The following is a 24,018-nucleotide window of genomic DNA, read 5'->3' as shown; positions in this document are numbered from 1 at the left end:
AAAGGGAATTCCTTCCATGCACAGCCTTCCTCGTCTGCTGCTGCGACCGGCGGTCGTGACGACGGCCGCGATGCTGCTCGGAGCCGCCCCCCAGGACGCCCCTTCCCGTTCAGGAACGGACGCCAGGGCGCGCGGGGTCGCCTTGCATCAGAAACGCGACTACACCCAGGCGATCGCCGCGTTCGCCGAGGCGATCCGGCTCGATCCCAAGGACGCGCTCGCCTACTACGACCGCGCGACCTCGTACGCCGAGACCCACGACCTCGACCGGGCGATCGAAGATTACAACGCCGCGATCAAGCTCGACGACCGCCTGGCGCTGGCCTACTTCGGCCGAGGCCGGGTCTGGGCCGCGCGCGGCGACTTCGACAAGGCGATCGCCGACTACGACAAGGCGGTCGGCGTCGATCCCAACGACGCGCTCGCGCGGTTCGCCCGGGCGCAGGCGAAGGCCGCCAAGGGCGACCTCGACGCGGCGATCGCCGACTACGACGAGGCGATCCGGCTCGACCCCTCGCGGGCCCTGCCGTACCTCAGCCGCGGCGACGCCTGGCGCGAGAAGAAGGACTACGACAAGGCCGTCGCCGACTTCAACCACGCCGTACGGCTCAACCCCCGGCTCGCCGACGCCTTCCAGGCGCGGGGCTCGGCCTACTTCGCCCTCGCGCGGTACCCCGAGGCCGTCGACGACTTCACCGAGGCCGTCGGCATCGACCCCCAGTTCGCCCAGGCTTATCGCGCGCGCGGCACGACCTGGTTCGAGCTTTCCGAATACGACAAGGCGGTCGCCGACTACGACAAGGCCCTGGCGCTCGATCCCAAGGACGCCTGCGCTTGTTACGGTCGCGGCCGGGCCCGGGCCCAGGCGGGCGACAACGACAAGGCCGCCGCCGACTACTCGAAGGCGATCGAGCTTACCCCCGGGTACGCCGACGCCCTCGCCGCCCGAGGCGCCGTCCGGGTCGCCCAGGGGCGCTTCGCCGAGGCCGACGCCGATCTCGACAAGGCGCTGGAGATCGATTCCCGGAACGCCGTCGCCGCGATCCACCGCGCGCGGCTGCTCGCCGCCTGCCCCGACGACGCCCTCCGCGACGGCCCCCGCGCGATCGAACTCGCCGACCTCGCATGCGAACTCGTGCACGGCGACAGCCTCCACGCCCTCCAGGCGCTCGCCGCGGCCTTCGCCGAGAACGAACGGTTCGACGAGGCCGTCGCCTGGCAGTCCAAGGCCCTCCCCCTCGCAAACACCGCCGAAGGCCGGACCAAGGCCCAGACCCGCCTCGAACTCTACCGCAAGCGCCAACCCTTGCGCGATCCGGCGCCGTGACAGCGCGGTGGGTTGATGGCTCCCGATACAAGCCCGAAGCGCCAGCGAGTGCATGGTTTTGCGTTTGCTGATTCAGCTCACTGGCCGGAGATTCACTCGCTGGCGCTTCGGGCTTGTATGCGGCGCGACGGCGACGGTTTTGCCGATTTCAACGAACGTCGATCGACGAAATCCGCCGGTCGGATTTTCCCTGCGTAGAGAACAAAAGTACAATACGGCTGACCGTCCGTACGCATCTCCGATCCAGGGGCGACCCGCGTCATGAAGTTCGTCCACGCCGCCGACCTGCATATCGACAGCCCGTTGCGCGGGCTCGAGCACTATGAGGGCGCGCCGGTCGAGCGCGTCCGGCTCGCGACCCGGTCGGCCCTCGAAAACCTGGTGAAGGTCTGCATCGAGGAGGAGGCGTCGTTCCTGGTCGTCGCGGGCGACCTGTTCGATTACGACTGGCGCGACTTCAACACGGCCCTGTTCGTGGTCAAGCAGATCCAGCTCCTCAAGCGGCACGATATCGCCGTCTACGTGATCCGGGGCAACCACGACTCGCGCGACGAGATGAGCTACCGCGTCCCCTGGCCCGACAACCTCAAGCTCCTCGACCACCGCAATCCCGAGACCGTGCTGATCGAAGACCTCGGCGTGGCCGTCCACGGCATGAGCTTCCCCAAGCGCGAGCTGCACGAGAACCTCGTCCCGAGGTATCCGAAGCCGTTCAAGGACCTGCTCAACATCGGCCTGCTGCACACCAACGCCACCGGCACCCTCGACCACGACTCGTACGCGCCTTGCAGCGTGAACGAGCTGGTGGCCAAGGGGTACGACTACTGGGCGCTGGGCCACGTCCACCAGTACGACGTGCTCCACGACGACGGCCCGCGCGTCGTCTACGCGGGCAACACCCAGGGGCGGCACATCCGAGAACAGGGTGAAAAAGGCTGCGTGGTCGTGACGGTCGAGCACCAGGAAATCACGTCGCTCCGGTTCCGCTCGACTGACGTCCTCCGCTGGCGCCGCGAGACGATCGCGCTCCAGCCGGAAGACGGGATCGACGAGCTTCACGACCTGGCGGAAGTCCGATTGAAGGCGATCGCCGGCGAGGTCGACGGCCGCCTCACCGCCGTCCGGCTGGAAGTTCAGGGACGCTGCCGCGCCCACCAGCGATTGGTCGACGAGACGAGGCGGCAAGAGACCGTCGCCCGCTTGCGGTCGCTGCCCGGCGAGTTCACCGACGACCTCTGGGTCGAGAAGATCAAGCTCGACACCCGCCCGCCCCTCGACCGCGACCAACTACGGCAAGGTCAGGATCTGCTGGGCGACCTGCTCCGCGCGTTCGACGCGACCGCGGCCGACGACGCCGCCCTCGACGCGCTGGGCGCCCACGTCCAGAAGCTCGCCACGAAGGTGCGAACCGACCTCGCCGACGACGAGATCGATTTCTCCAGCCGCCGACAGCTCGCCGCCTGGCTCCGCACGGCCGAGGACGACCTGCTCAGCCGTCTGACGGAGCAAGGTGTATGAGACTCCAGAACCTGCGGGTCAAGTCGTACGGCCACTTCCGCGACCTCGCCCTGCCCCTCGACGGCGAGGGCGTGCAGATGATCATCGGGCCCAACGAGGCGGGCAAGACGACTCTTCTGGAGTTCGTCCGCGAGCTGCTGTTCGGCTTCGCCGAGCGCACGCCCTACATGTTCGGCGAGAAGAACAAGCCCGAGGGCTCGGCCACGCTCGTCCTCGATTCGGGTTCGATCGTCGAGCTGAACCGTCGCAAGGGCCGGAAGAAGACGGTCTCGCTCCAGGTCGACGGCCGCGAATCAGACCTCGACGACGAGGGCTTCAACGGCCTGCTCGGCCACGCCTCGGCGAACCTGTTTCGGTCGATCTTCGCCTTCGGCCTGGACGAGCTGGCCGCCGGCGAGAAGTCGCTCGGCGATCAGAGCGTCAAGTCGGCCCTCTACAGCGGCGGGACCGCCAGCGCCGCCAACCCGAAGAAGATCCTTGAAGCCCTGCAAGCCGAGGCCGACAAACTCTACAAGGAGAAGTCGCGGACCCTCGTCATCGACAACCTGTGCGCCGGGCTCGCGGACTTGTCGAAGCGGGTCAAGGACAAGAGCATCCGCTGCGACGCCTACGAGCAGCGCCGGATCGAGCTGGAACAGGCCGAGGCGGAGGCCGCCGCTCTTGCCGACGAACTGGTCGCGGCGACTCGCGACCTGGGGCTCAAACGCAGGCTCGCCCAGGCGTTCCCGCTCTGGCTCGAACTCGGCCGCCTGCGACGCGAGCGAGCCGGCCTGACGGCGCCCGCAAGCTTCCCTCCCGACGGCCGCGCGCGGTTCGACGCCGTCGAGGCCGACATCGCCCGACTCAGCGACGCGCTCGACAAGGCCCGCAAGGCGACCGAGAAGAACGCGCGCGAGCTGGCCGACGTCCGCTTCGACCCGCGCCTGATCGAGCGCCGGGCCGAAATCGAAGGGCTGAACCGGACGATCCAGGCGGTGAAGGACGCGCGCCAGAGCCTGCCCGTCGATCAGCAGAAGCGCGACGAGGCCCTCCGCAAGGTGACCGCCCGCCTCGGCTCGCTCGTCCCCGACTGGTCGCTCGAAGACCTTCGCGGCTTCCGCCTGACCGCCCCGCTGAAGGCGAAGGTCGACCTGCTGACGAAAGAGCACGACGACCGCGCCGCGGCTCTCAACGACCTGGCCAAGACCCGCGACGGCCATCTTGAAACGCTTCACGACAAGCAGTCGGAGCTGTTCGCCCTGGGCGAGCCGGTCGATGTTGCGCCCTTGGCGGCGCTGCTTGAGGACGAAGCCGAGTACAAGAACAACGCCCGCGAGCTGAAGCGTCTGGAGGGCGAGTACCGCAAGACCCGGCGCGCCATCGACGATCTCCTTCCCCGGCTCAATCCGCCGCTCGACCGCCCGTCGAGCGAGGCCGTCGAACTTCCCGCGCCCCCCCGCGAGACCATCGGCCGATTCAAGCGGGATTTCCAGCGGATCGAGCAACAGATCGACTCATCAGCATCCAGTCTCGCCAAGGACGAAGCGGCTCTTGGCGGCCTGGAACGGGAGCTCGCCGGCCTGACCGCGCGCGGCGACGACCTGCCGACCCCCGACGGCCTCGATGACCTTCGACGCCGCCGCGACGCCGGCTGGGACCTGGTCCGCCGCAAGCACGTCGAGCATGAGGACGTCGAGGCCGACGTTCGCGCCTGGCTCGCCGACAACGCGCCGGACGCCGTCCACGACCTTCTCGACGCCTATCAACACGTCGTCCATGCGACCGATCGTTACGCCGACGACCTGTTCGATCAGTCGAGCGCCGTGGCCAAGCAAGACCAGATCAAACTCTCCCGCGAGCGGATCGAACAGGATCGCCGGACGCTCGACGGCTTGAGGTCGGTCCAGGACTCGCTGCTCGAAGACTGGCGGGCGCTCTGGGCCGATTGCGGGCTGATTCCGCTCGACCCCGACGCGATGGAAGGCTGGCTCGACCGACTCGACGAGCTGCGGGCGCTGCGAGCCCGGACCGTCGAACACGAGCAGGAGGGACGAGCCCTCCGCGAGCAGGTCGCGACGTTCGAGAGCCGGCTTCGCACCCTGCTGGGCGATCCCGACAGCGACGGCCCCGCGCTCCTGGCCGCCGCCCGCGAGCGGGAGAAGCACATCCGGAGCAGCGAGCAATCGCGCCGCGACCTTCAGCGCGACAGCCGCCAGCTTCAAGACAAGGCCGACCGGGCCGAGGCGCAGCGAATCGAGCGTCAGGGCGAAGAGGCCGCCTGGCGTGATCGCTGGCGAGCCCTCTTGCAAGAGCTTCGACTGCCGGCCGATTGGGACGCCGGTCTGGCCGGCCGGGTGCTCCGGGACTTGAACGCGACGTTCGCCGACCTGGAGACGGCCGACGGCCACGTCGACCGCATCGCCGCCCATCAAGCGCGCCTGGCCGAGTTCGAACCGAAGGTCCAGGCGATCGCGGCCGATCTGGCCGCCGACCTCGTCGACGAGCTTCCCGAGCACGCCGCCGCAACGCTGCAAGCGCGACTGACGGACAGCGTCCAGGCCCAGGAACGCAAAGCGAGCCTCGAAAAAAACCTCGCCGAGGCGCGAAGACTGGAGGTCGAGCACGACGCGAAGCGGGCCGCCGTTCTCGACGACCGGACCGCCTTGTTCGCCGCCGCCGGCGTCGAGACCGCCGAGGCGTTCCGCGCGATCGCCGACCGCGTCGCGCGGATCGCCGAGCTGGATCAGGATGTCGCCGCCAAGGAGAGTAAGGTCGAGATCGTCCGCGAGCAAGAGCCGCTCGACGCCTTCCTCGCACGGCTTGACGGGGCCGACGGCGACCTCCTGAACGCCGACCGCGACCAGGCCGAGGCCCTCCGCGATCAGGTCCAGAAGCGGAAGACGACCGCCGACGAGAACGTGGGGTCGCGGCGGCAGGCGCTTTCCGAGTACCAGAAGGGGAGCGGCGAGGCCGCCGAGCTTCAGGAAGCGGCCTCCGCCAAGCGCGCCGAGCTGGCCGCGGCCGTCGATCGCTACGTCCCCTTGGTCTTCGCCCAGCATCTCTTGAAACAGGCGATCCAGCGGTTCGAACAGGACTCGCAGCCCGAGATGCTGCGGGAGACGTCGCGGATCTTCCAGACCATGACCGCCGGTCGCTTCACGCGCGTCGAACGCCCGAAGGAAGACGACGGCCCGCTGCTGGTCCACCGCGTCGACGAGGAAATGCTCGAGCCGCATCAGCTCTCGACCGGCACCCGCGAACAGCTCTACCTGGCCGTCCGGCTCGCCTACGTGCTGCACTACTGCGGCCGGACTGAAGCCCTGCCGATCGTCATGGACGACGTCCTGGCGAACTTCGACGACGACCGCGCGCGGCACACTCTGCGGGCGCTCGGCGACGTTTCCAAGCGCGTTCAGGTGATCTTGTTCACATGCCATCCCCACTTGACGGTCCTCGGCCGCGAGGTCTTCCCGAGCCTCCGCCCGCTGGCGATTCCCACCGCGGACGCCGAGCCGGCCGACGACGCCGAAGAGCCCAAGCCCGCACGCCCCGCCAAGAGCCGCCAGCGGCCGCTGCTGGGGCTGTCGCCGTCGGCGTAGCGAAGTTCGCTCAAGGGTTGACGCGGAACGCTCACAAGGGGACATTTTCTGTCATCGATTGCGTCGGCGCTGATCCTGCCCCCTCCGCTCTTGAGGAACCTCTCGCGATGAACATTTGGCACGGCCTTAACTGGTCGATCCGTTCGATCCTTGCCGCAATGCTCGTCTCCACGGCCGCGTTCGGTGACGAGCCGGCGGCGCGCAAACCGTGGACGCTGCGCGACAAGACGTTCGTCGCCTGGGTCGCCCCCGCGAACACGTTCCAGCGCGGGGGAAGCGTGATCACAGTCCAGACTCCCGGCAAATCGTTCGACGCGCTGGTGTTCGGCGAGCTGCAATCCGGCCGCTGGATGGCCGGCAGCGAGGGCTTCCGCCGCTCGTCCCACGACCAGGCCGCCTGGCCGGCCGAGACCGCCGACCCGCGCACGGTCGTGCAAATCGCCGTCGCCTACCATGGCAAGGAAGTCGCGATCTACCGCGAAGGCAAGCCCTACGCCCGCTACACGATGCCCTCCGAACCCGCCGAGTTCACGAGCGCGAGCGTCGTCCTGTTGGGCCTGCGACATCTCGAAATCCTCGGCGGTCCGACCTTCCGGGGCGAGATCGACGACGTGCGGATCTATCCGGAGGCGCTCGACGCCGAGACGCTGTCGACGCTGAAGCCCGACCAGCCGTCGGCCAAGCCGCCGCTCGCCTGGTGGACGTTCGAGGGCGACACGGCGGCCGACCGCATGAACACGTTCCCCCCCGGCCGGCTGATCGGCGAAGCGAAGATCCGGGGCGGCCGGCTGCACCTCGCCGGCGGCTTCGTGCTGGTGGGCGACGGCCTCGACGCCCACCGCGCCCGGGCCGACGAAGACTGGCCGACGTACCACGTCTCGGCCCTCCCGCGTGAAGGGCTCGCCCGGCCCTACGACGCCAACGGCTGCATCTACTGGAAGGGCAAGTATCATTTGATGTACATTTACCAGGACCCCAAGCGCCCGCACGGCGGCCACTGCTGGGGACACGCCGTCAGCACAGACCTGGTGAACTGGACGTTCCTCCCGCCGGCCCTCGTCCCCGAGCCCGGCGACCCGGACGTGGGGATCTTCAGCGGCAACGCCTTCCTGAACAAGGACGGCGTCCCCATGCTCTGCTGGTTCGGCGTCGACGCCGGCGTCTGCGTCGCCACGGCCCAGGACGACGACCTGCTCGTCTGGAAGAAGCATCCCGCCAACCCGATCGTCCCCATGCCCAAGGCCGGACAGCCCGGGCACGGCGTCTACACCGTCTGGGACCCGTACCTCTGGCTCGAAGGGGACAACTACTACTGCCTGCTCGGCGGCAACGCTCTGCCCAACGGCAAGGACACGCTCTACACGATGCGGTCGCCCGACCTCGTCAAGTGGACGCCGTTGCATCCGTTCTACGAGCAGCCCGACCTGACCTGGACGACCCCCGGCGAAGATTGCTCGTGCCCCGACTTCTTCAAGATCGGCGACAAGTACGCCCTGCTCTGCATCAGCCACAAGGTCGGCGGACGGATCTACATCGGCCGGTTCGAGAACGAGCGGTTCCATCCCGAGCAGCACGTCCGGATGAACTGGCCCGGCGGCCAGTTCTTCGCCCCCGAAAGCCTCGTCGACCCGAACGGCCGGCGGATCATCTGGGCGTGGGTGACCGACCCACGAACCATTCTCACCCAACGCGCGACCGGCTCGGGCGTCCAGAGCCTCCCCCGCGTGCTGGCCCTCGCCACCGACGGAACGCTGAGGATCACCCCGGCCGAGGAGCTGCAAACCCTGAGGCGCAACCCGCGCAAGCTCGCCGGCTTGACCGTCGCCGCCGACTCCGAGACGACGCTCGACGGCGTTCGCGGCGACACGCTCGAACTGGCGATCGAGATCGACCCCGGCCACGCCAAGGAGATCGGCCTCGCGGTCCGCTGCACGCCCGACGGCAAGGAGCAGACGACCGTCTGGTTCCGGCCCGAGTCGCGCACGCTGTCACTCGACGTTTCGCGCTCGACCCGCCGCCAGGACGTCGTCTACACGCAGAACCCGCTCGACACCGGGGGGATTCTGCGAGGGTCCGACTACAAGACCCCCCGGACCACCGTCGACGCCCCGTTCGAGCTGAAGGCCGGCGAACCGCTCAAGCTCCGCGTCTTCCTCGACAAGCCGATGCTCGAAGTCTTCGCCAACGACCGCCAGTGCATCACCGAGCAGGTCTTCCCCGCGAGCAAGGAGGCGCTCGGCGTCAAGATCCTCGCCCGAGGCGGCCCGGTCGTCGTCCGGTCGATCGAGGCGTGGGACATGGCGCCGGCTCAATTCATCGACAAGAAGGGGGATAATTGAGATGGCGATCGCGTACCAGCGCGAGTCGTACCCGGCGTTCGGCCCCGACGAGTTTGTCGACCTGCTGGTGCGGTCGACGCTCGCCGAGCGCCGGCCGGTCGACCGCCCCGAGACGATCCGGGGGATGCTCGAACACGCCGACCTCATCATCACCGCCCGACTCGACGGCAAGCTCGTCGGCGTCTCGCGGGCGATGACCGACTATAACTTCTGCACGTATCTCTCCGATCTAGCCGTCGACCAGGCATTGCAGCGCCAGGGGATCGGCAAGGAGCTGATCCAGAAGACCCACGAGGCCGCCGGCCTGCACACGACCTTGATCCTACTCGCCGCCCCCTTGGCGCGGTCGTATTATCCTCACATCGGGATGGCCCCGCACGACTCATGCTGGATCATCCCGGCCCGGCGCGATCCGTGAGTTCCGGCGCGGCCTTCTTTCGCTCCCTCGGTCGACCGGGTCCGATTACAAGCCCGAAGCGCCAGCGAGTGTATTTCCGGCCGGCCGTTCGGATCCATGCACTCACTGACGCTTCGGGCTTGTATCCGGGCAGGCCCTCGCGAGACTACTTTCAGGGCAACCCGAAGCGCCAGCGAGTGTATTTCCGGTCGGCCGCTCGAATCCATTCACTCGCTGGCGCTTCGGGCTTGTATTTCAAGGCATGCTCGCGACAGGCTATTTTGATTGGAGTCCTCGCCGTGTCGGAAGGTCCCTTGCTCGTGGTCAGGCCGGTGCCGGTGCTCCGGCAGTTCTGGCTGGTGGGAGGAATCCACAGCGCGGGGATCGCGCTGTTCGTCGGCTTCCTCGCGCTGGTGGTCCTCAAGTTCGGGGCCGACGCCGTCACGGGCTCGTCGGGCGATACGAACTTGCCGTTCGCCCTCGTCTGGGCCGCGACGGCCTCCGGCGTGGCGTTCCTGGCGCTCTGGGCCTTCCACTACAAGGCGTTCGTTCGGGATCGGGGCGCGACGACGTACACGATCTTCGCCGACCGGATCGAAGCGGCGCGGGACGGCTCGGCCCGGCCGAGCTTGACGGTCCCGCTCGATCGGGTCGTCGACGTCCATTCGACCGCGGGGCCGTTGTTGCGCCCGGTCGGCCTGGCGACGATCACGGTCGTCGCCGACCAACCCCCGGGCCGGTCGGGACCGAAGGGAAGGCTCTGGGTCCCCTTCCCCAACGTCCCCGAGCCCGACGAAGTCTGCGCGCTGATCCGGTCGCTGATCCCCGCGTCTCGGCGGTCGGCCTGATCGAGCGCTGCCGGCGATCAATCCCGGATTTCGGCCTCCGTATCAGGCTCGTCGGCGGCGTTGGCCGGCGGCTCGCCTTCGGCGATCCGCCAGGGATGGTCGAGGCTCGGCCGCCAGGCGTGCCAGCCGATGGGCAGTTCGGCGAGTTCCAGCACGGTCGGATCGAGCTGGACGATCTCGCCGAGGAGCACGACCTCGCCGTTCTCCTCGAAGACTTGATCGCCGTCGACGAACTGCCAACCGCCGTCGTCGGCGTCGTGCGAGACGAGTAAGATCGGCGACTCGCGCCGGACGATCCGATCGAGCGTGACGACCTCGGTCTCCTCGGGATCGGCGAACGGCCACTGCGGCGAATCCATGAGCCCCTCCAATCGAGAACTGCGGACGAACGCGGCGGACGTGACCAGCATTCAATTTACACGACCCGGCGCGTCATTCCAGTTCGGCGTCCACCGGATCGCCGCTCATCCATCCACGTCGGCGAATTTCGGCTTTCCAGAATCGCCGACTCCGCTATGCTGTCCGCTTCGAGCCGATCAAGGCTTAAGATCCACTCATGGAGGAGCCTGGAGATGAAGACCACGATCCGAGTCGCCGCGCTGCTCACGGCGGTCAGCATGGTTGCGGGATGCACGAACGGGGGGCTGATTCATCGAGATCGCAAGGCGGGGGCCCTCAAACTGCCCACCGCGCCTACGCTCGACCCCAGCCCGACCGAGACCGGGACCGTTGGCACGCCGTCACCCAACAAGGGCATCCCGATGGTGCCGTCCGCCTCGCCCTTCGACGGCAGTTGAGCTGAGCGAAGCGGAGCGACGTCCCGGGAGGGGCGTTCACGCCCCCCGCTGGCTGACGAGACGGGCGACGTCTTCGACGGACTCGGCTTCGAGGAGCCGCGACCGCAAGGACGGGAGGTCGGCGGGGTTGAGGCCCGCGAGGGTCCGGCGGACGTCGGCCAGCCGGTCAACGGCCACGCTCAGCGAATCGGCGCCCAGGGCGGCGAGGACGACGGTCCCCGCCGGGTCGCTCGCCATCTCGCCGCAGGTCGAGACCGGCCGCCCCCCCTTGTGGGCCGCGTCGATCAGGGCGGCGATCATCCGGATCAGGCCGGGGTGCAAGACGTCGTCGCACTGCGCGCCCACCGGGTCTTCCCGGTTCAGCCCGAGGGCCGAGGCGATCAGGTCGTTGGTCCCCAGCGCGAAGAAATCGACCCGTCCGGCCCACGACCCCGCCAGGGGGATCGCGGCCGTCGCCTCGATCATCGCGCCGAACGGCACGTCCGCGCCGAACGCCAGGCCTTCGGCGATCAATTCGCCGCGAGCCTCGCGGACCGTCGCGAGGGCGAAATCGAGTAACGCCGAGCGGTTCACCAGCGGGACCAGCAGGCGGACCGGACCGACCGACGCCGCCCGCAGGATCGCCCGCACCTGCTCCTTGAACAGCCGCTGAAGGCTTGGAACTTCGAGCACCAGCCGCCAGTCGAGCGCGTGCGCCGAACACGACGCGGCCGACGAGCCCTGCGCCAGCTTGTCGGGTCGCAGGTCGAAGGTGCGGATCGTCACCCGACGCCCGCGCACGGCTTCGATCAGCTTGCGATAGATCTCGACCTGCTCCTCCTCGGTCGGCAGCGTGCGACGGGCCAGGAAGATCATCTCCGACCGATACAGCCCCACGGCGCCGGCGTTATGGGCGACGACCTGATCGGCCTCGCTCAACAGGTTGACGTTGGCCTCGACCCGAGGAATCCCCGGCCGGTCGCTGAACACCTGGGGCGCGGGAGTCGCCGAGGCGCGGCGGCCTTTGGCGGAGGTTCGGTTCGCCGGCCGGCGGGTCGCGAGAGCGACGGCTTCGGGCGCCGGGTCGAGGTCGACCGTCCCGGCGCGGCCGTCGATTTCGATCCGGCGTCCGGCCTGGACCTGATCGATCAGGCCGTGGACCTGGCCGACCATCGGCAGGCCGAGGCTGCGCGCCATGATGCCGGCGTGGCACTGCGGGCCGCCGTGCTCGACGGCGACGCCGACCAGACGGTCGAGATCGACCGAGAACAGGTCGAGCACCGACGCCTCGCGGGCCACGAGCACCAGCGGCCCCCCCTGGGCGACGGCCGTCCCGCCGCGCGGGCGGAGGTGCCAGAACACGCGCCGGAACACGTCCTTGATGTCGAAGATCCGCTCCTGGAACAGCGGATTGCTAAGCTTGGCGAACGTGGCGACGTAGACGTCGAGGGTGCGCGAGACGGCCTCCTCGGCCGAGTCGCCGGACGCGAGCCGAGCGTCGAGGTCGCGCTCGACCGTCCGGTCTTGAAGGATCATGAGCTGGGCCTGAAGGATCGCGCCGTGGTCCTCTCCCACGAGCGCCGAGATCCGCCGGCTGAGCCGGGAAATCTCGGCTCGGGTGGCCTCGACCGCCTCGTCCAGCCGCCCTTTCTCGACGGCCGGATCGACGGCCCCGCGTGGAGGAAGCGGCCCCAGCGTGGCGTGGCCGTCGATGACGTACGCCAGCCCCGCCCCGCGCCCCGGCGAAAGCGAGCAGCCCTTGAGGATCCGCGCGACCACCCCGCGCGGCGGGAGGCTCGGCGGCTCGACCGTCGCGGCCCGCGCGGCGGCGGCCACCTGCTCCAGCAGCCGCGCGCCGGTGACCAGCGGCGCAAGCTGCGAGGCGGCCGTCACCAGCATCCGGATCTCGTTGGGCGAGAACGGCCGCCGCTCGGTCGTCTGCACCACCATCACGCCCTGCACCGCGCCCGACTCGATGATCGGCACGCCTAAAAACGAGTGGAACGGGTCTTCACCCGCCTCCGGAAAATACTTGAAGCGGGGATGGACCGCGGCGTCGGCCTCCATTACCGGCGCCACCCGCTCGGCGACCAGCCCCGTCAGCCCCTCGTCGAACCGCATTCGCACCCGGCCCACCCCCGAGGGATCGAGGCCCACCGTCGCCGCCAGCACCAGGTCGCCGCGAACCGGATCGACCAGATACACCGACGAGACGTCCGTCCCATACCGGTCGTGGATCAACCCCACGATGTTCGCCAGCGTCTCCTGCGGGTCGTGGGAATGCGAAACGAGCTGGCTGATCTCCTCAAGCGTCAGCAGCAACGAGCTTTCATGCGTTGGGACGACAGCAGTGATAATGTTCATTCCCCCCGCGATTCACGAAGCGCGATCCCACGAAATCAACCCACACGACCGAGGACCATTATTCAGTCGCAACAAACGTGCCACCGACGTCACGAGCGGGGCAATCCTCGCTTCTCCCGTCGCGGGCTGAGCGCCCGCCCCTTATGCCGAACCCTCCAAAGTACCAGCCCGAAGCACCAGCGAGTGCATTCTTCCCCGAACATCCTCGGCCTCGGCGCGGGCCGTCGGCACGATGCACTCAATGGCGCTTAGGGCTGGTATATTTCAACACGAGGCCGCCGCACCGATCAGCCTCGCGAGGGTCACCGCCCGCGCCCCGGCCCCAACCGCCCGGGGAGGCGGCACCAGTGCGTAAGTTCGCGGCAGCACACGGTTGGCGTCGGTGAGTGGTTCGCCGTTTCCTGTTTTCGAGGGCCGTCGGGGTTTATAGTGGGGGTTCGTCTCGCATCGCGGCGTCGCAACTTTTCCGAGGGCCTCTCCCACAATGTTCACTCGATCCACTTGGCTCGGTCGCATGGGGTTGTTCGTCGCGGCCGGAGCCTCGCTCGGCCTGGCGGGCGACCAGGACCCGATCGTCCACGTCCCGACTCCCAGCGGCTGGCGGCAGCACGACGTCCGCCGTCCCAAGCCGCCGGTCGTCGCGCCGGGCGAGGCCCCGGCGGCGACCCCCGCGCCCGCCGACGCGGTCGTCCTGTTCGACGGCAAGAGCCTCGACGCCTGGTCGTCGGCCGACGGCGGCAAGGCGGCCTGGAAGGTGGCCGACGGCGGTTTCGAGGTCGCGCCGGGAACCGGGGCGATCCAGACCAGGGAGTCGTTCGGCGACGTTCAGCTTCACGTCGAATGGGCGTCGCCCAACCCGCCGAACGGCAAGGGCCAGGACCGAGGCAACAGCGGCATCTTCCTGATGGGCCAGTTCGAGCTTCAGGTCCTCGATTCCTACAAGGCCGACACCTACGCCGACGGCCAGGCCGGCGCCCTTTACGGCCAGTACCCGCCGCTGTTCAACGCCTCGCGGCCCCCCGGCGAATGGCAGACCTACGACGTCGCGTTCCGCGCCCCCCGGTTCGACAAGTCGGGCGCGGTCCGCGAGCCCGCGCGGATGACGGTGTTCTTCAACGGCGTCCTGGTCCAGAACAACGAGGAGCTGACCGGCCACACGTCATGGCTGGAGGCGCTCCCGTACGAGAAGGGGGTCGACCACGGCCCGATCCAGCTTCAGGACCACGGCCACCCCGTCCGGTTCCGCAACATCTGGCTCCGCAAGCTTCCCGACCGCCCCGGGCCGTCGCCGGAGAACCGCCAGACTCCCAAGACCATCGCCCTCCAGCCGGCCGAACTCGACGCCCTGGCCGGCGTTTACGCCGCCGGGACCGACCCCCACGCAATGCGGATCGTCATGACCCGCCAGGGCGACCACCTGCGGTTCAAGCTTCCGTTCCGGCCCACGCCGCTGGAGATCGTCCCGGTCTCCGCGACCCACTTCGAATTTCCCCAGACCGACGGCCGGTTCGTCTTCCAGAAGGACGCCCAGGGCCACGTCACCGGGGTCAAGCTGACCATCGGCGACGGCGGTGGGAGCCTATTCACAAAGATCAAGCCGTGAACAGCGATCGTGCTCCGAAACGATCGATTTGATCGTCATCGGGTCGAAGATCGAATCGACCTCCTCTTTTCTGATCGCATCGGTCCGACTTTTGGGATATCACATCCTTACGTGGATCACGAGACGACCGGCGCGATCAGAATGGGAGAGGATCGGCGATGAGGACTATCAGGAGGTCGTGCATCGCAACGGCTATGGTCTCGGCGGCGGCCGTAATCGCACTGGGAGCATTGCGGGCGGAGCCGCCGTCGTCGGCCGCGACGAAGCCCACGTACAACGCGAACGGGGAACTGGTCGCGCCCGAGGGCTTCCGATCGTGGGTTTTCGTCGGCGCCGATCTCGGTCCGTCGTATCGGTCGAACCCGGACGAACCGGCGAAGCAGGGGAAGCCCGAGCACGACGCGACGGTCGGGGGCAATTTCCACAACGTCTACATCAACCCCGAGTCGTACCGAGCCTATCGCGAGACGGGCGAATTCCCCGACCCGACGATGCTCGTCCTGGAGGTCTTCCGAGGCGAGACCCGCGACGCCAAGGGCGTTCTGGAGCGTGGCTGGTTCGAGGGCAAGCGGGTCGGCGTCGAGGTCGCCGTCAAGGACAAGAACCGTCCCGGCGGCGGCGTCCCGTGGGCCTACTACGACTTCCGCCTCGACGACAAATCCAAACCGTCCACCCCCACGGCTGCCAAGCCCGACGCCTCGTGCTACCAGTGCCACCTCAAGCACGCCAGCGTCGACAACGTCTGGGTCCAGTTCTACCCGACGCTCCGCGACCCGGAGTGACGTCAGAACGGTTCCGGTTGGGCTGATGGTCTTCGAGACGGGCGCGGCGACCGTCGCGAATGGGATGCGTCCCGCCGCGTCATGGCGACTTCGGCTTGGGGGCGGGAAGAATCGTAAGCCAGGGACGATCGGTTTCGACCTCGAATCCAGTAATCTTCGCCAGGGCGGTCCGCTGGCGGCCTCTGCCGTCGGCGGACCGCGCGACGATCCGGAACGGACCGGGTTGGGGGGATGCACCGGATCGGAATTCGAGCGTCACCGATTTCGCCGAGGCGTCGGACGGTCGTGATAGGGCCGTCGTCGCCTGAACGCCATCCGGGAGATCCTCGGCCGTCACCGCGATCGTGTCGCCGAAGCCATCCTTGCGGGCGATCGCAACAACGATCTTGGTCTCCTTGCCCGGCGTCACTTCGAACATGTCGGCCGCGAGTGTGAGGACGAGATCGGGCTCCGGGGCGATCACGCTGAGAAGATACGCATGATGCGGCCCCCCTCGACGATTGAGGTCACGGACCACGACGCGAAAATCGCCGTCCGCAGAGGGCGTGAAGGCCAGTTCGGGATCGCTTGAGTCGCCGACGTCGTCGGTCTCGGCCAGGGTCTTGCCGTCGCCGCCGAGGACCTGGAGGACCGCGTCGAGAGGCAATCCAAAGGTTCGCGATTCCAGACGTAAGAGGCGCTTTTCCCCCTTCTTCATGGCGACGAGATAGGCGTCGCGATCGCCCGGAGGATCGATCCTTCCGCTGACCGAGCCATGGTCAGAAAGCACTTGAGGCTTGGCCGGTTCGTTCGGTTCGACCTCGACCTCCATAGCGCCGGTGACGCGACGGATCTCGGCGGTTCCCGCCAATGACGGGTGCGTAAGGGAGAGCAGGTCACGCCGATCGTCGGAGGGAACGACCAGAACGGAGTCGGATCCAGCGATATTCGAGCCGATGGCGGTGATCGCGGTCGGGCTTTCGCGGGAGACGGCGAGTGGGAAGGCGTGCTCGATGAAGCCGCCGGTCGTGAGCGTAAGGCGATAGACGAACGCGTCTCCCCCGGCGAAATGGATGCTGCTGTCTGGAGCCGACGGGAAGGCGAAGACGCGAACGAGATAAGTCCCGGTTGCGGGCGCCTCGAAAATGATGCGGGGGTCGAGACCCACCGTATCGTTGTTTTGCGCGAGGACGAAACCCTCGGCCGAGACGATCTGCAGCACGGCGTCCATCGGCGAGCCGAGGTGACGGTTGGCTTCCAGATCGGCTGCGAGCCTCTGTCCTCGCTCGAGTTTGACGGAGTATCCGTCGACGTCGCCTGACCTGGAGAGACGGCCGTTTACGGTCGTGCGTACGTGTTCGATCGCCTGGGGACGACGCGGATCATCGTTCGGCTCCGACTCCATCGCTTCAGGAAGTGCGCCGACGATGAAAGGACGAAGGCTCGTCGCTCCCTCTTCGTCATAAACACGCACCCAGCGCACTCCCGGCTGTGCGTCGGCGGCGACTTCGACCGACAATTTCCCCTTCACTTCCCCGGGCTTGACCGAAAGTCCGGCCCCCTCGACCCAACACTTCACCGGCCAATGATCGAACTTCCCCGACATCGTCACCGTCAGGGACTGGCCCCGCGCGGCTCCGGCCGGGAAGAAGCCGGTCAGCGCCGGCGCCTTGGCCCATGTGTTCGGCACGCTCGCGACCAACAACGCGATCGAGAACAGCGAGGCGGTGAGCGATCGCCGTCTCATCCCATCAACTCCCGGATCGGGGTCGGATCGCTGACCAGGAATGTGGGTCGGCCGCTGGGAGTGTACAGCATCTTCCCGGGGTCGATTCCTAGCTTCGCATAAACCGTGGCCGCGAAGTTCTCCGGAGAGAGCACGCGTTCGCTGGCGGCGTATCCTCGGGCGTCCGTTGCACCGACGACCTGGCCTCCCGGAGTGCCGCAACCCGCGACCAGAACCGACATGGCGTTCGACCAGTGGTCGCGTCCCGCGTCCTTGTTGATCTTCGGCGTTCGGCCGAACTCCCCGAGCGCGAGGACCAACGTGGATTCGAGCATCCCGCGCTGGTTGAGATCTTCAATGAGGGCGGCGACCGAAGATTCGAAGGCAGGCATTCGCTTCTCGAAGCCGTCGAAGAGGGAAACGTGGTGATCCCACCCCCCTTCATTCAGCGTGACGAAGGGAACCCCGGCCTCGACGAGCCGTCGGGCGAGCAGGCAACGCTGGCCGAACGAGTTTCGGCCGTAACGATCGCGTATGCGAGGGTCTTCAAGCGTGATGTCGAAGGCCCGCTGGGCCTGATTCGACGACATCAGTTCATACCCCTGGTCATAGTATTCGTCGAGAGCCAGGGCCGGGTCGCCCGCCGACTTCTCGGCGAATCGCTTGAAGTGGTCGAGTCGATCGCGGAGACCGCGTCGGTCGCCGACTCGGGGCTCGGCGAGGTCGCGGGGCGGAGCGACGTCCCGGACGCGAAAACTCGACGAGTTCGGATCGTCGGGTACGACGAACGGGGCGTACTTCGCCCCCAGGAAGTTCGGCCCGCCTGAACGCAACATGCTCGGGATGGAGAAATAAGGCGGCAGCCCGCCGGCGGCCCCGCGCTCATGGGCGGCGACCGCGCCCATGCTCGGGTGGAAACTCACGAACGCTCCGCAGCCGACGGGAATCCGGGGCGGCGCGCCGGTGATCATGTAGTGATTGCCTGCTCCGTGATTCCCCTGATCGTGCCTGATGGACCGGACGATCGAGAACTTGTCGGCGATCGACGCGAGTCTTTTCATCGGTTCGGAGAATTGGATCCCCGGGACCGCGGTGTCGATCGGTTTGAATTTCCCTCGGATTTCGGCGGGCGCCCCTGGCTTGGGGTCGAAGGTCTCGTAGTGGCTCGGGCCGCCGTCCATCCAGATCAGAATGCAACTCATCGGCCTTGCGCTGGGGATCGCCGCCTGGCCTCGGACCCGCAATGCGTCGATCAACCCGCCGCCGATCAGGGCGCCCAGGCCGAGACGGAGACAGTCGCGTCGGGTCGTGGATTCGCAGTTCTTGGAGATTGCCATCGGTCTCGCCTTTGTCAGGAGGGGCGTGGTCGGCCGGCCTGCGGGTCAGTCCTTGAACACGAACTCGGCGGAGTTCAGCAGGGCCCAGAGGATGTCCTCCACCGCACGGCGCCGATCGCTCTTGGTGTCCAGGAGGAGCGCCTCGCAAACACTCTTCTCTTCATCGGTGGGATGTCGGCTGTATGCCAGAAGATAGAGTTCGTCGACGATCGCCTGGGGAGTTTTTTCTCCCTTGGCCAGCGCCGCGACTCGCCCGTCCTGGGACGAGAGCTTCTTGTGAACGCCGGGAGAATTCATGAGGTGGAGAGCCTGGACGACCGCCGTGTCGCTGGTTCGTTCGCAAGGGGGGTCCTGGTTCGGATCGGGTCGACCGAACGTATCGAGGAACAGCGAGGGGACCCGATTGGTCCAGATCGTCGAGGCGCGGCTGCGCGGGGGGGCGGCGTCGAAAACGTCGGGGACGTCGGTCACGTCGCTGATCGCGTCCAGGAGGATTTCCGCCCGAAGCCGCTGGCGGTAATAACGGGAGAAGCTGCGCGTATCGGCGATGTTCCGATCGTTGGGCTCGGAGCTGAGCCCGTAGACCGACGAGGCCATGATGGTTCGGATCAAATGCTTCAGGTCGTATCCGTGAGTCCGGAAATCATCGGCGAGGGCGTCGAGCAGTGGGCCGTTGCTGGGCGGGTTGGTCGCACGAATATCGTCCACGGGATCGACGACGCCTCGGCCCATCAGGTCGGCCCATACGCGGTTGGCCATCACCTGGGAGAAGTAGCGATTCTCGGGCGAAGTCATCCAGCGAGCGAGCGCCTCGCGTGGATCCGCCTCGGGGTCCTCGTCCAGGGGCGCGGAACCGAAGAGCGGCTTGGGCGGCAGGACCTTGCCGGTCAACGGGTGCTTGACCGACCCGGATTTGGCGGTGAAGACGATTTCCTCGCTCCCGGAGATCGGCGGCGAGAGGCCGGTGCCCTTGCGTCCCACGCGGGCGAAGAAGGCCGCGAACTCGTAGAACTGTTCCTGCCCCCACGACTCGAACGGGTGGTGATGGCATTTGGCGCAATCGAGCCGGATGCCCAGAAACAGTTGGCTGACGACCGGCGCGATCTCGATCGGCTCGCGACGGTCCCGGAAGATCGCCGAAGCCCCCTGCTCGAATGTGCTTCCTCGGGCCGTGACGATCTCGCGCACGAACTGGTCGTACGGCAGATTCTTCCGAAACGCGTCTCGAATCCAGCCATCCAGATTGAAGACCGCCTTGATCCCCACACGGTAGGGATTCGGCCGCAGGAGATCCATCCACTTGTTCGCCCAGTGGTCGGCGTATTCAGGCCGGTCGAGGAGTCGATCCACGAGGCGGGCGCGCTTGTCGGGCGATGAATCCGCGAGGAAGGCGCGGGCCTCATCCGGCGTCGGCAAGCGGCCGATGACGTCGAGGTAGGCGCGTCTCAGGAACGTGGAATCGCCCGCGGGACCGGAAGGGGTCAGGCCGAGCTTCTTGAGCTTGGCCCAGACGTGATCATCGATGAAGTTGGATCGGGGAAGCGAGTCGTACAAACCGGCGGATACTTCGCCAGGCAAGGGAATGGATACGTCGCAGTTGGCGAACATCCCTTCGTAGCGCGCCGAGATCGTCGCCTCACCCGCAAACTTGCCTGCTTTGACGCGACCGTCGGCGTCGACCGCGACCAGGGTCGATTCACTGGAACCAAACGCGGCCAGGCGAGTCACGTCTTCCGTCGACCCATCGGAGAAACGGGCGGTGACGCGCAGACCGAATGATTCATCGAGCCCTAGCCTTCGTTCGCCCGGCTCGACGACCACGCGCTCCAGCTTCGGCGCGTCGGTGGCGGTCCGAGGAAGTCCGGCGACGATCCAGCGGCGGAGCGTATCGTAGAAAGGCCCTGAGGGGTCGATTCGACGTCCGCCACCGTGAGGCAGCTCGGCCGTGGCTTTCTGGAGTATGAGGCTTTGCTCGGGCACGGCTTGGAGGACGCGACGTCCACCGGCCTCGCGAGCGATCGCCATATGGTCGAATTCGGGGTCGAAGCCCAGGAGCGACAGCTTGAAGCCATTCTGGCCGCTCGCCTTGCCGTGACAGGCTCCGGCGTTGCACCCCGCCCGGGTCAAGATCGGTTCAATGTCTCGCTCGAAGGTGACGTTGGCGGATGGATCGGCTCCCGAAGCCAGAGTCCCTGACAGGTGACTCGCCCCGATGACAGCCATGAGGCTGAAGATGACAGCACGCATTATAATCGCCCCAATCCACTTGCAACGCGGTCTGGTCGGACGCCGGATTATAATCGACGCGTCGAATTTCTCCAACAATTATCCGACACCCGCATTCGCCGTCTTGAACATGGCGGGCGATTCGCTTCAGAACGACAGCCCCATTCCATGTAATCCTCGAAATCCTCCGGCACCGCATCCCATGCGGGGCCATCCGGAAAACCTCGCTTCTCGCGTCCCCGGCCTCCGTACGGCCAGGATTTCCGAGGCGTGCGGGCCGACTCGGCGATGGATTCGCCGTCCTGCCTGAGCAGCTCTTCTTCGCAGATGATGACCCCGAACGAAGAGGTCTTTGAGACGGCCCTGGGCTTCCTCGACCGTCGCGGTGGTCATGGAACTGCTGCCGCATCGGTGGAACGGAGGCGTCGCGGCCGCGTTTTGATCGCAGTCTCACCCCTCGTCTACGTTCGAGGCGGCGCGATCGAGGAGGTGGGGGAGGCGTCGTCCGGTCACCGGCGCGGAGCGAGAGGCTCCGCGCCGGAGAGGAAGTGCAGGAGGACGGGAGGCTCAGCCGCGGACCTTGGGGCCGGGGCCGTAGACGGCGTCGGCGCCGAGTTGCTCTTCGATGCGAAGGAGCTGGTTGTACTTGGCGACGCGGTCGGAGCGGCTGGCGCTGCCGGTCTTGATCTGGCCGGCGTTGGTGGCGACGGCGATGTCGGCGATGGTCGCGTCTTCGGTCTCGCCCGAGCGGTGGCTGATCACCGACGTGTAGCCGGCGCGATGGGCCATCTCGATCGCTTCCAGCGTCTCGGTCAGGGTGCCGATCTGGTTCACCTTGATGAGGATGCTGTTGGTCGCGCCCTGGGCGATGCCCCTGGCCAGGCGCTCGGTGTTGGTGACGAAGAAGTCGTCGCCGACGATCTGCACCTTGTCACCCAGCGCCTTGGTGATCGCGGTGTAGCCGGCCCAGTCGTCCTGGTCGAGCGGGTCTTCAATCGAGATGATCGGGTACTTGTCGACCCACGAGCCGAACAGGTCGATCATCTGCTGGCTGGAGAACAACTTGTCGGGAGCCGACTTCCAGAACTTGTAGCCCTTCTTGTCGCCTTCGTCGAACAGCTCGGAGCTGGCGCAGTCGAGCGCGATGGCGATGTCCTTGTCGCGGCCGGCGGTGTAGCCCGCCTTGTCGACGGCGTCGAGGATGAACTTGACGGCTTCCTCGTTGTCGAGGTTCGGCGCGAAGCCCCCCTCGTCGCCGACGTTGGTGTTGTGGCCGGCCTTCTTAAGGACCGCCTTGAGCTGGTGGAAGATCTCGGCGACGGTGCGGATGCCCTCGGCGAAGCTCTTCGCGCCGATGGGCATGACCATGAATTCCTGGAAGTCGATCTTGTTGTCGGCGTGCTTGCCGCCGTTGATGATGTTGGCCATCGGCACCGGTAGGACGTGGGCGCCGGCCCCGCCGATGTAGCGGTAGAGGGGCAGGCCGTGGGCCTTGGCGGCCGCCTTGGCGGCGGCGAGGCTGACGCCGAGGATCGCGTTGGCGCCGAGCTTGCCCTTGTTGGGCGTGCCGTCGGCGGCGATCAGGGCGCGGTCGAGGCCGATCTGGTCGCTGGGGTCGCGGCCGACGACGGCCTTGGCGAGCGCGCCGTTGACGTTGGCGACGGCCTTGGTGACGCCCTTGCCGGCGTACCGCTTCTTGTCGCCGTCGCGAAGCTCGACGGCCTCGTGGATGCCCGTGCTGGCGCCCGAGGGGACGGCCGCGCGGCCGAGCGTGCCGTCAGCCAGGACGACGTCGACTTCCACGGTCGGGTTGCCGCGGCTGTCCAGGATCTCGCGTCCGTGCACCTTGGCGATGGCTGAGGTCGATTGACTCATGTTGGTCCTCAAATTCCTTAATGCAATACGATCCAGAAAGAGAAGAGACTTTACGTATCCGGTTCGTTCGACGGTTTCGAGCGAGTGGCGTCTCCAGCCGGCGATCGCGACCCGAACGGGGTCGACCGCCGTCATCTTTGGTGACTGGATTTTAATCGATTGCGGCGGAATCGGCGACGGGTTCCGCGAGTGGATCGTCGAGTCGACGCGGGGGAACTCAAGTGCGGGCGGCCCCGCCCCTCCGGTGCATGCGGCATCAGGGGGTAGGGGTCTCCTTGTTGAAAAGGCGGAGACCGCCACGCGGTGCGGCTTCACGGTGCTCGTTCTTGAGGGCCTTCGGGAGGATCGGCCGGGTTGGGTCGTCGGCCGATTGAATCCTCGAAGCAAGGAGCGCCCGGAGCGGGGTCCGTCGGCGATGCGCCGAGGGGCTTCGTTCCGGGCGCTCGTCTGGCCCGTCTCGGAGAAGCGGCCGCCCCGGTCCAGCGACCCTTTCGGCGGCTCTATGGGTATCGGCGGCCCCGACGCAAAGGCTTGACCCTGGTCGCGAAATCAACATTCGGGAGGCGGCTCGACCCGCAACAGGGGTACGACGTACTTCTTGAGAAAACGCGGAGAATCCGGCCCCAAGTGTCCTCCCAGGTAGCCGGTCGAGCTCATCCGGGGCGACCAGCGGATCTGGCGGAGCTTCTTGTACGCCGCCACCCGCGCGGGGTCGTCGGTCCCGGCCTTGGGACGGAGGAAGCCGACCCGGCCCGCCCCCGAACACCAGACGCGGTCCGACGTGCCGAAGATCCGCGTGCCGGCGCCCAGGAATACCACGTCGAGCGGCGACCAGAAGACCGAGACGTCGCGCCGGACGCTCCCGAGCGCCTTCGTCAGGTCGTACCCCGGCGAGAGGGCCGGTGCCAGCAAGACCACCCGCTCGACCACCACCCCCGAGCCCGACAGCCGCTCGAGCACCTTGACGATCACGGCGCAGCCGCCCGACTTGCCGACGAGGAAGATCGGCTCGCCCGGGTGCGCGTCGTGGTGGAGCCGCAACGTCTCGGCGACCTCGTCGGCCCGGGCGTCGCAGTTGGCGGCGTTGGACAGGTCGGCGTACCACCGGCCCACCCCGTGCCCCCAGCGGACCACGCGGGTGGTGTACGCAAGGCCGGACGCCTTGATCACCCGAGCCAGGGCCCTGCCGCACAGGTCGAATCCGCCGATGCCGTCGGCCACCACCACCAGCGCCTCGCTCCGGATTTCGGCCGGCGCTGGCACCGGGGCGGGAGTGGGCGGCGGTTTCGGCGACCAGGCGAACAGTCCGATCAGAAGATTGGTGATCCAGGACATGGCGAGCC

At 67.4% G+C, this 24,018-nt stretch carries 17 protein-coding genes; 10 read left to right on the top strand and 7 right to left on the bottom strand.

Going from position 1 to position 24,018, the window contains the following annotated elements; translation table 11 throughout:
- Positions 1 to 16 precede the first annotated feature (16 nt).
- The 6 genes from BSF38_RS17945 to BSF38_RS30780 all read left to right on the top strand — a co-directional run bounded on the left by BSF38_RS17945 (position 17) and on the right by BSF38_RS30780 (position 10,007).
- On the top strand, positions 17 to 1,327 hold the full coding sequence (locus BSF38_RS17945; RefSeq protein ID WP_076347883.1) for a tetratricopeptide repeat protein: 1,311 nt from the start codon (positions 17 to 19) through the stop codon (positions 1,325 to 1,327).
- Between the two features lie 261 nt (positions 1,328 to 1,588).
- Positions 1,589 to 2,845, top strand: a complete 1,257-nt coding sequence (locus BSF38_RS17940; RefSeq protein WP_076347881.1) for a metallophosphoesterase family protein — start codon at positions 1,589 to 1,591, stop codon at positions 2,843 to 2,845.
- Positions 2,842 to 6,423: an AAA family ATPase gene (locus tag BSF38_RS17935; protein WP_076347879.1), complete on the top strand. Its 3,582-nt coding sequence runs from the start codon at positions 2,842 to 2,844 to the stop codon at positions 6,421 to 6,423. The genes BSF38_RS17940 and BSF38_RS17935 overlap by 4 nt, the downstream gene beginning before the upstream one ends.
- 107 nt (positions 6,424 to 6,530) lie before the next feature.
- Positions 6,531 to 8,762 carry a glycoside hydrolase family 32 protein gene (locus BSF38_RS17930; protein WP_076347877.1) on the top strand — a complete coding sequence of 744 codons (2,232 nt, stop codon included), beginning with the start codon at positions 6,531 to 6,533 and terminating at the stop codon, positions 8,760 to 8,762.
- 1 nt (position 8,763) lies between these two features.
- The gene (locus BSF38_RS17925; protein ID WP_076347875.1) at positions 8,764 to 9,180 is read left to right on the top strand and encodes a GNAT family N-acetyltransferase; all 417 of its coding nucleotides are present in this window, start codon (positions 8,764 to 8,766) and stop codon (positions 9,178 to 9,180) included.
- A 278-nt stretch (positions 9,181 to 9,458) separates the two neighbouring features.
- On the top strand, positions 9,459 to 10,007 hold the full coding sequence (locus BSF38_RS30780) for a PH domain-containing protein (protein ID WP_145952203.1): 549 nt from the start codon (positions 9,459 to 9,461) through the stop codon (positions 10,005 to 10,007).
- A gap of 17 nt (positions 10,008 to 10,024) precedes the next feature.
- On the opposite strand, the gene BSF38_RS17915 is transcribed toward BSF38_RS30780, so the two are convergent.
- Positions 10,025 to 10,366, bottom strand: a complete 342-nt coding sequence (locus BSF38_RS17915) for a hypothetical protein (RefSeq protein WP_076351069.1) — start codon at positions 10,364 to 10,366, stop codon at positions 10,025 to 10,027.
- A 213-nt stretch (positions 10,367 to 10,579) separates the two neighbouring features.
- Here BSF38_RS17915 and BSF38_RS17910 point away from each other — a divergent pair, with 213 nt between their 5' ends.
- Complete coding sequence (locus tag BSF38_RS17910; RefSeq protein ID WP_076347871.1) at positions 10,580 to 10,804, top strand: hypothetical protein; 225 nt, start codon at positions 10,580 to 10,582, stop codon at positions 10,802 to 10,804.
- 36 nt (positions 10,805 to 10,840) lie between these two features.
- Here the strand turns inward: BSF38_RS17910 and BSF38_RS17905 are convergent, their stop codons facing one another.
- Positions 10,841 to 13,147 (bottom strand): putative PEP-binding protein, encoded by a 2,307-nt coding sequence (locus BSF38_RS17905; RefSeq protein WP_083713049.1) that lies wholly within the window; start codon positions 13,145 to 13,147, stop codon positions 10,841 to 10,843.
- 484 nt (positions 13,148 to 13,631) lie between these two features.
- Between BSF38_RS17905 and BSF38_RS17900 the strand changes: the two genes are divergently transcribed.
- Positions 13,632 to 14,750 (top strand): 3-keto-disaccharide hydrolase, encoded by a 1,119-nt coding sequence (locus BSF38_RS17900; RefSeq protein ID WP_076347867.1) that lies wholly within the window; start codon positions 13,632 to 13,634, stop codon positions 14,748 to 14,750.
- A 158-nt stretch (positions 14,751 to 14,908) separates the two neighbouring features.
- Positions 14,909 to 15,532, top strand: a complete 624-nt coding sequence (locus BSF38_RS17895; protein WP_083713047.1) for a cytochrome P460 family protein — start codon at positions 14,909 to 14,911, stop codon at positions 15,530 to 15,532.
- A gap of 79 nt (positions 15,533 to 15,611) precedes the next feature.
- Here BSF38_RS17895 and BSF38_RS17890 read toward each other — a convergent pair whose 3' ends face one another.
- The 4 genes from BSF38_RS17890 to eno all read right to left on the bottom strand — a co-directional run bounded on the left by BSF38_RS17890 (position 15,612) and on the right by eno (position 22,675).
- Positions 15,612 to 17,258, bottom strand: coding sequence for a PPC domain-containing protein (locus BSF38_RS17890; protein ID WP_076347863.1), 1,647 nt, complete (start codon positions 17,256 to 17,258; stop codon positions 15,612 to 15,614).
- Positions 17,255 to 18,574: a DUF1501 domain-containing protein gene (locus tag BSF38_RS17885; protein WP_076347861.1), complete on the bottom strand. Its 1,320-nt coding sequence runs from the start codon at positions 18,572 to 18,574 to the stop codon at positions 17,255 to 17,257. The genes BSF38_RS17890 and BSF38_RS17885 overlap by 4 nt, the downstream gene beginning before the upstream one ends.
- A 45-nt stretch (positions 18,575 to 18,619) precedes the next feature.
- A complete protein-coding gene (locus tag BSF38_RS17880; RefSeq protein ID WP_476703904.1) occupies positions 18,620 to 20,797 on the bottom strand; it encodes a DUF1549 domain-containing protein in 2,178 nt (725 codons plus the stop codon).
- A gap of 570 nt (positions 20,798 to 21,367) precedes the next feature.
- On the bottom strand, positions 21,368 to 22,675 hold the full coding sequence (eno, locus tag BSF38_RS17875; protein ID WP_076347857.1) for a phosphopyruvate hydratase: 1,308 nt from the start codon (positions 22,673 to 22,675) through the stop codon (positions 21,368 to 21,370).
- Here eno and BSF38_RS17870 point away from each other — a divergent pair.
- A complete protein-coding gene (locus tag BSF38_RS17870) occupies positions 22,674 to 23,210 on the top strand; it encodes a hypothetical protein (protein ID WP_076347855.1) in 537 nt (178 codons plus the stop codon). The genes eno and BSF38_RS17870 overlap by 2 nt on opposite strands.
- A gap of 14 nt (positions 23,211 to 23,224) precedes the next feature.
- On the opposite strand, the gene BSF38_RS17865 is transcribed toward BSF38_RS17870, so the two are convergent.
- On the bottom strand, positions 23,225 to 24,010 hold the full coding sequence (locus BSF38_RS17865; protein WP_076347853.1) for a serine aminopeptidase domain-containing protein: 786 nt from the start codon (positions 24,008 to 24,010) through the stop codon (positions 23,225 to 23,227).
- Positions 24,011 to 24,018: the final 8 nt, after the last annotated feature.

The sequence above is a fragment of the Paludisphaera borealis genome, from assembly GCF_001956985.1.
Classification (GTDB): domain Bacteria; phylum Planctomycetota; class Planctomycetia; order Isosphaerales; family Isosphaeraceae; genus Paludisphaera; species Paludisphaera borealis.
Note: the sequence above shows the minus strand (reverse complement) of the source record. Positions and strands in the feature narration are given on the sequence as shown.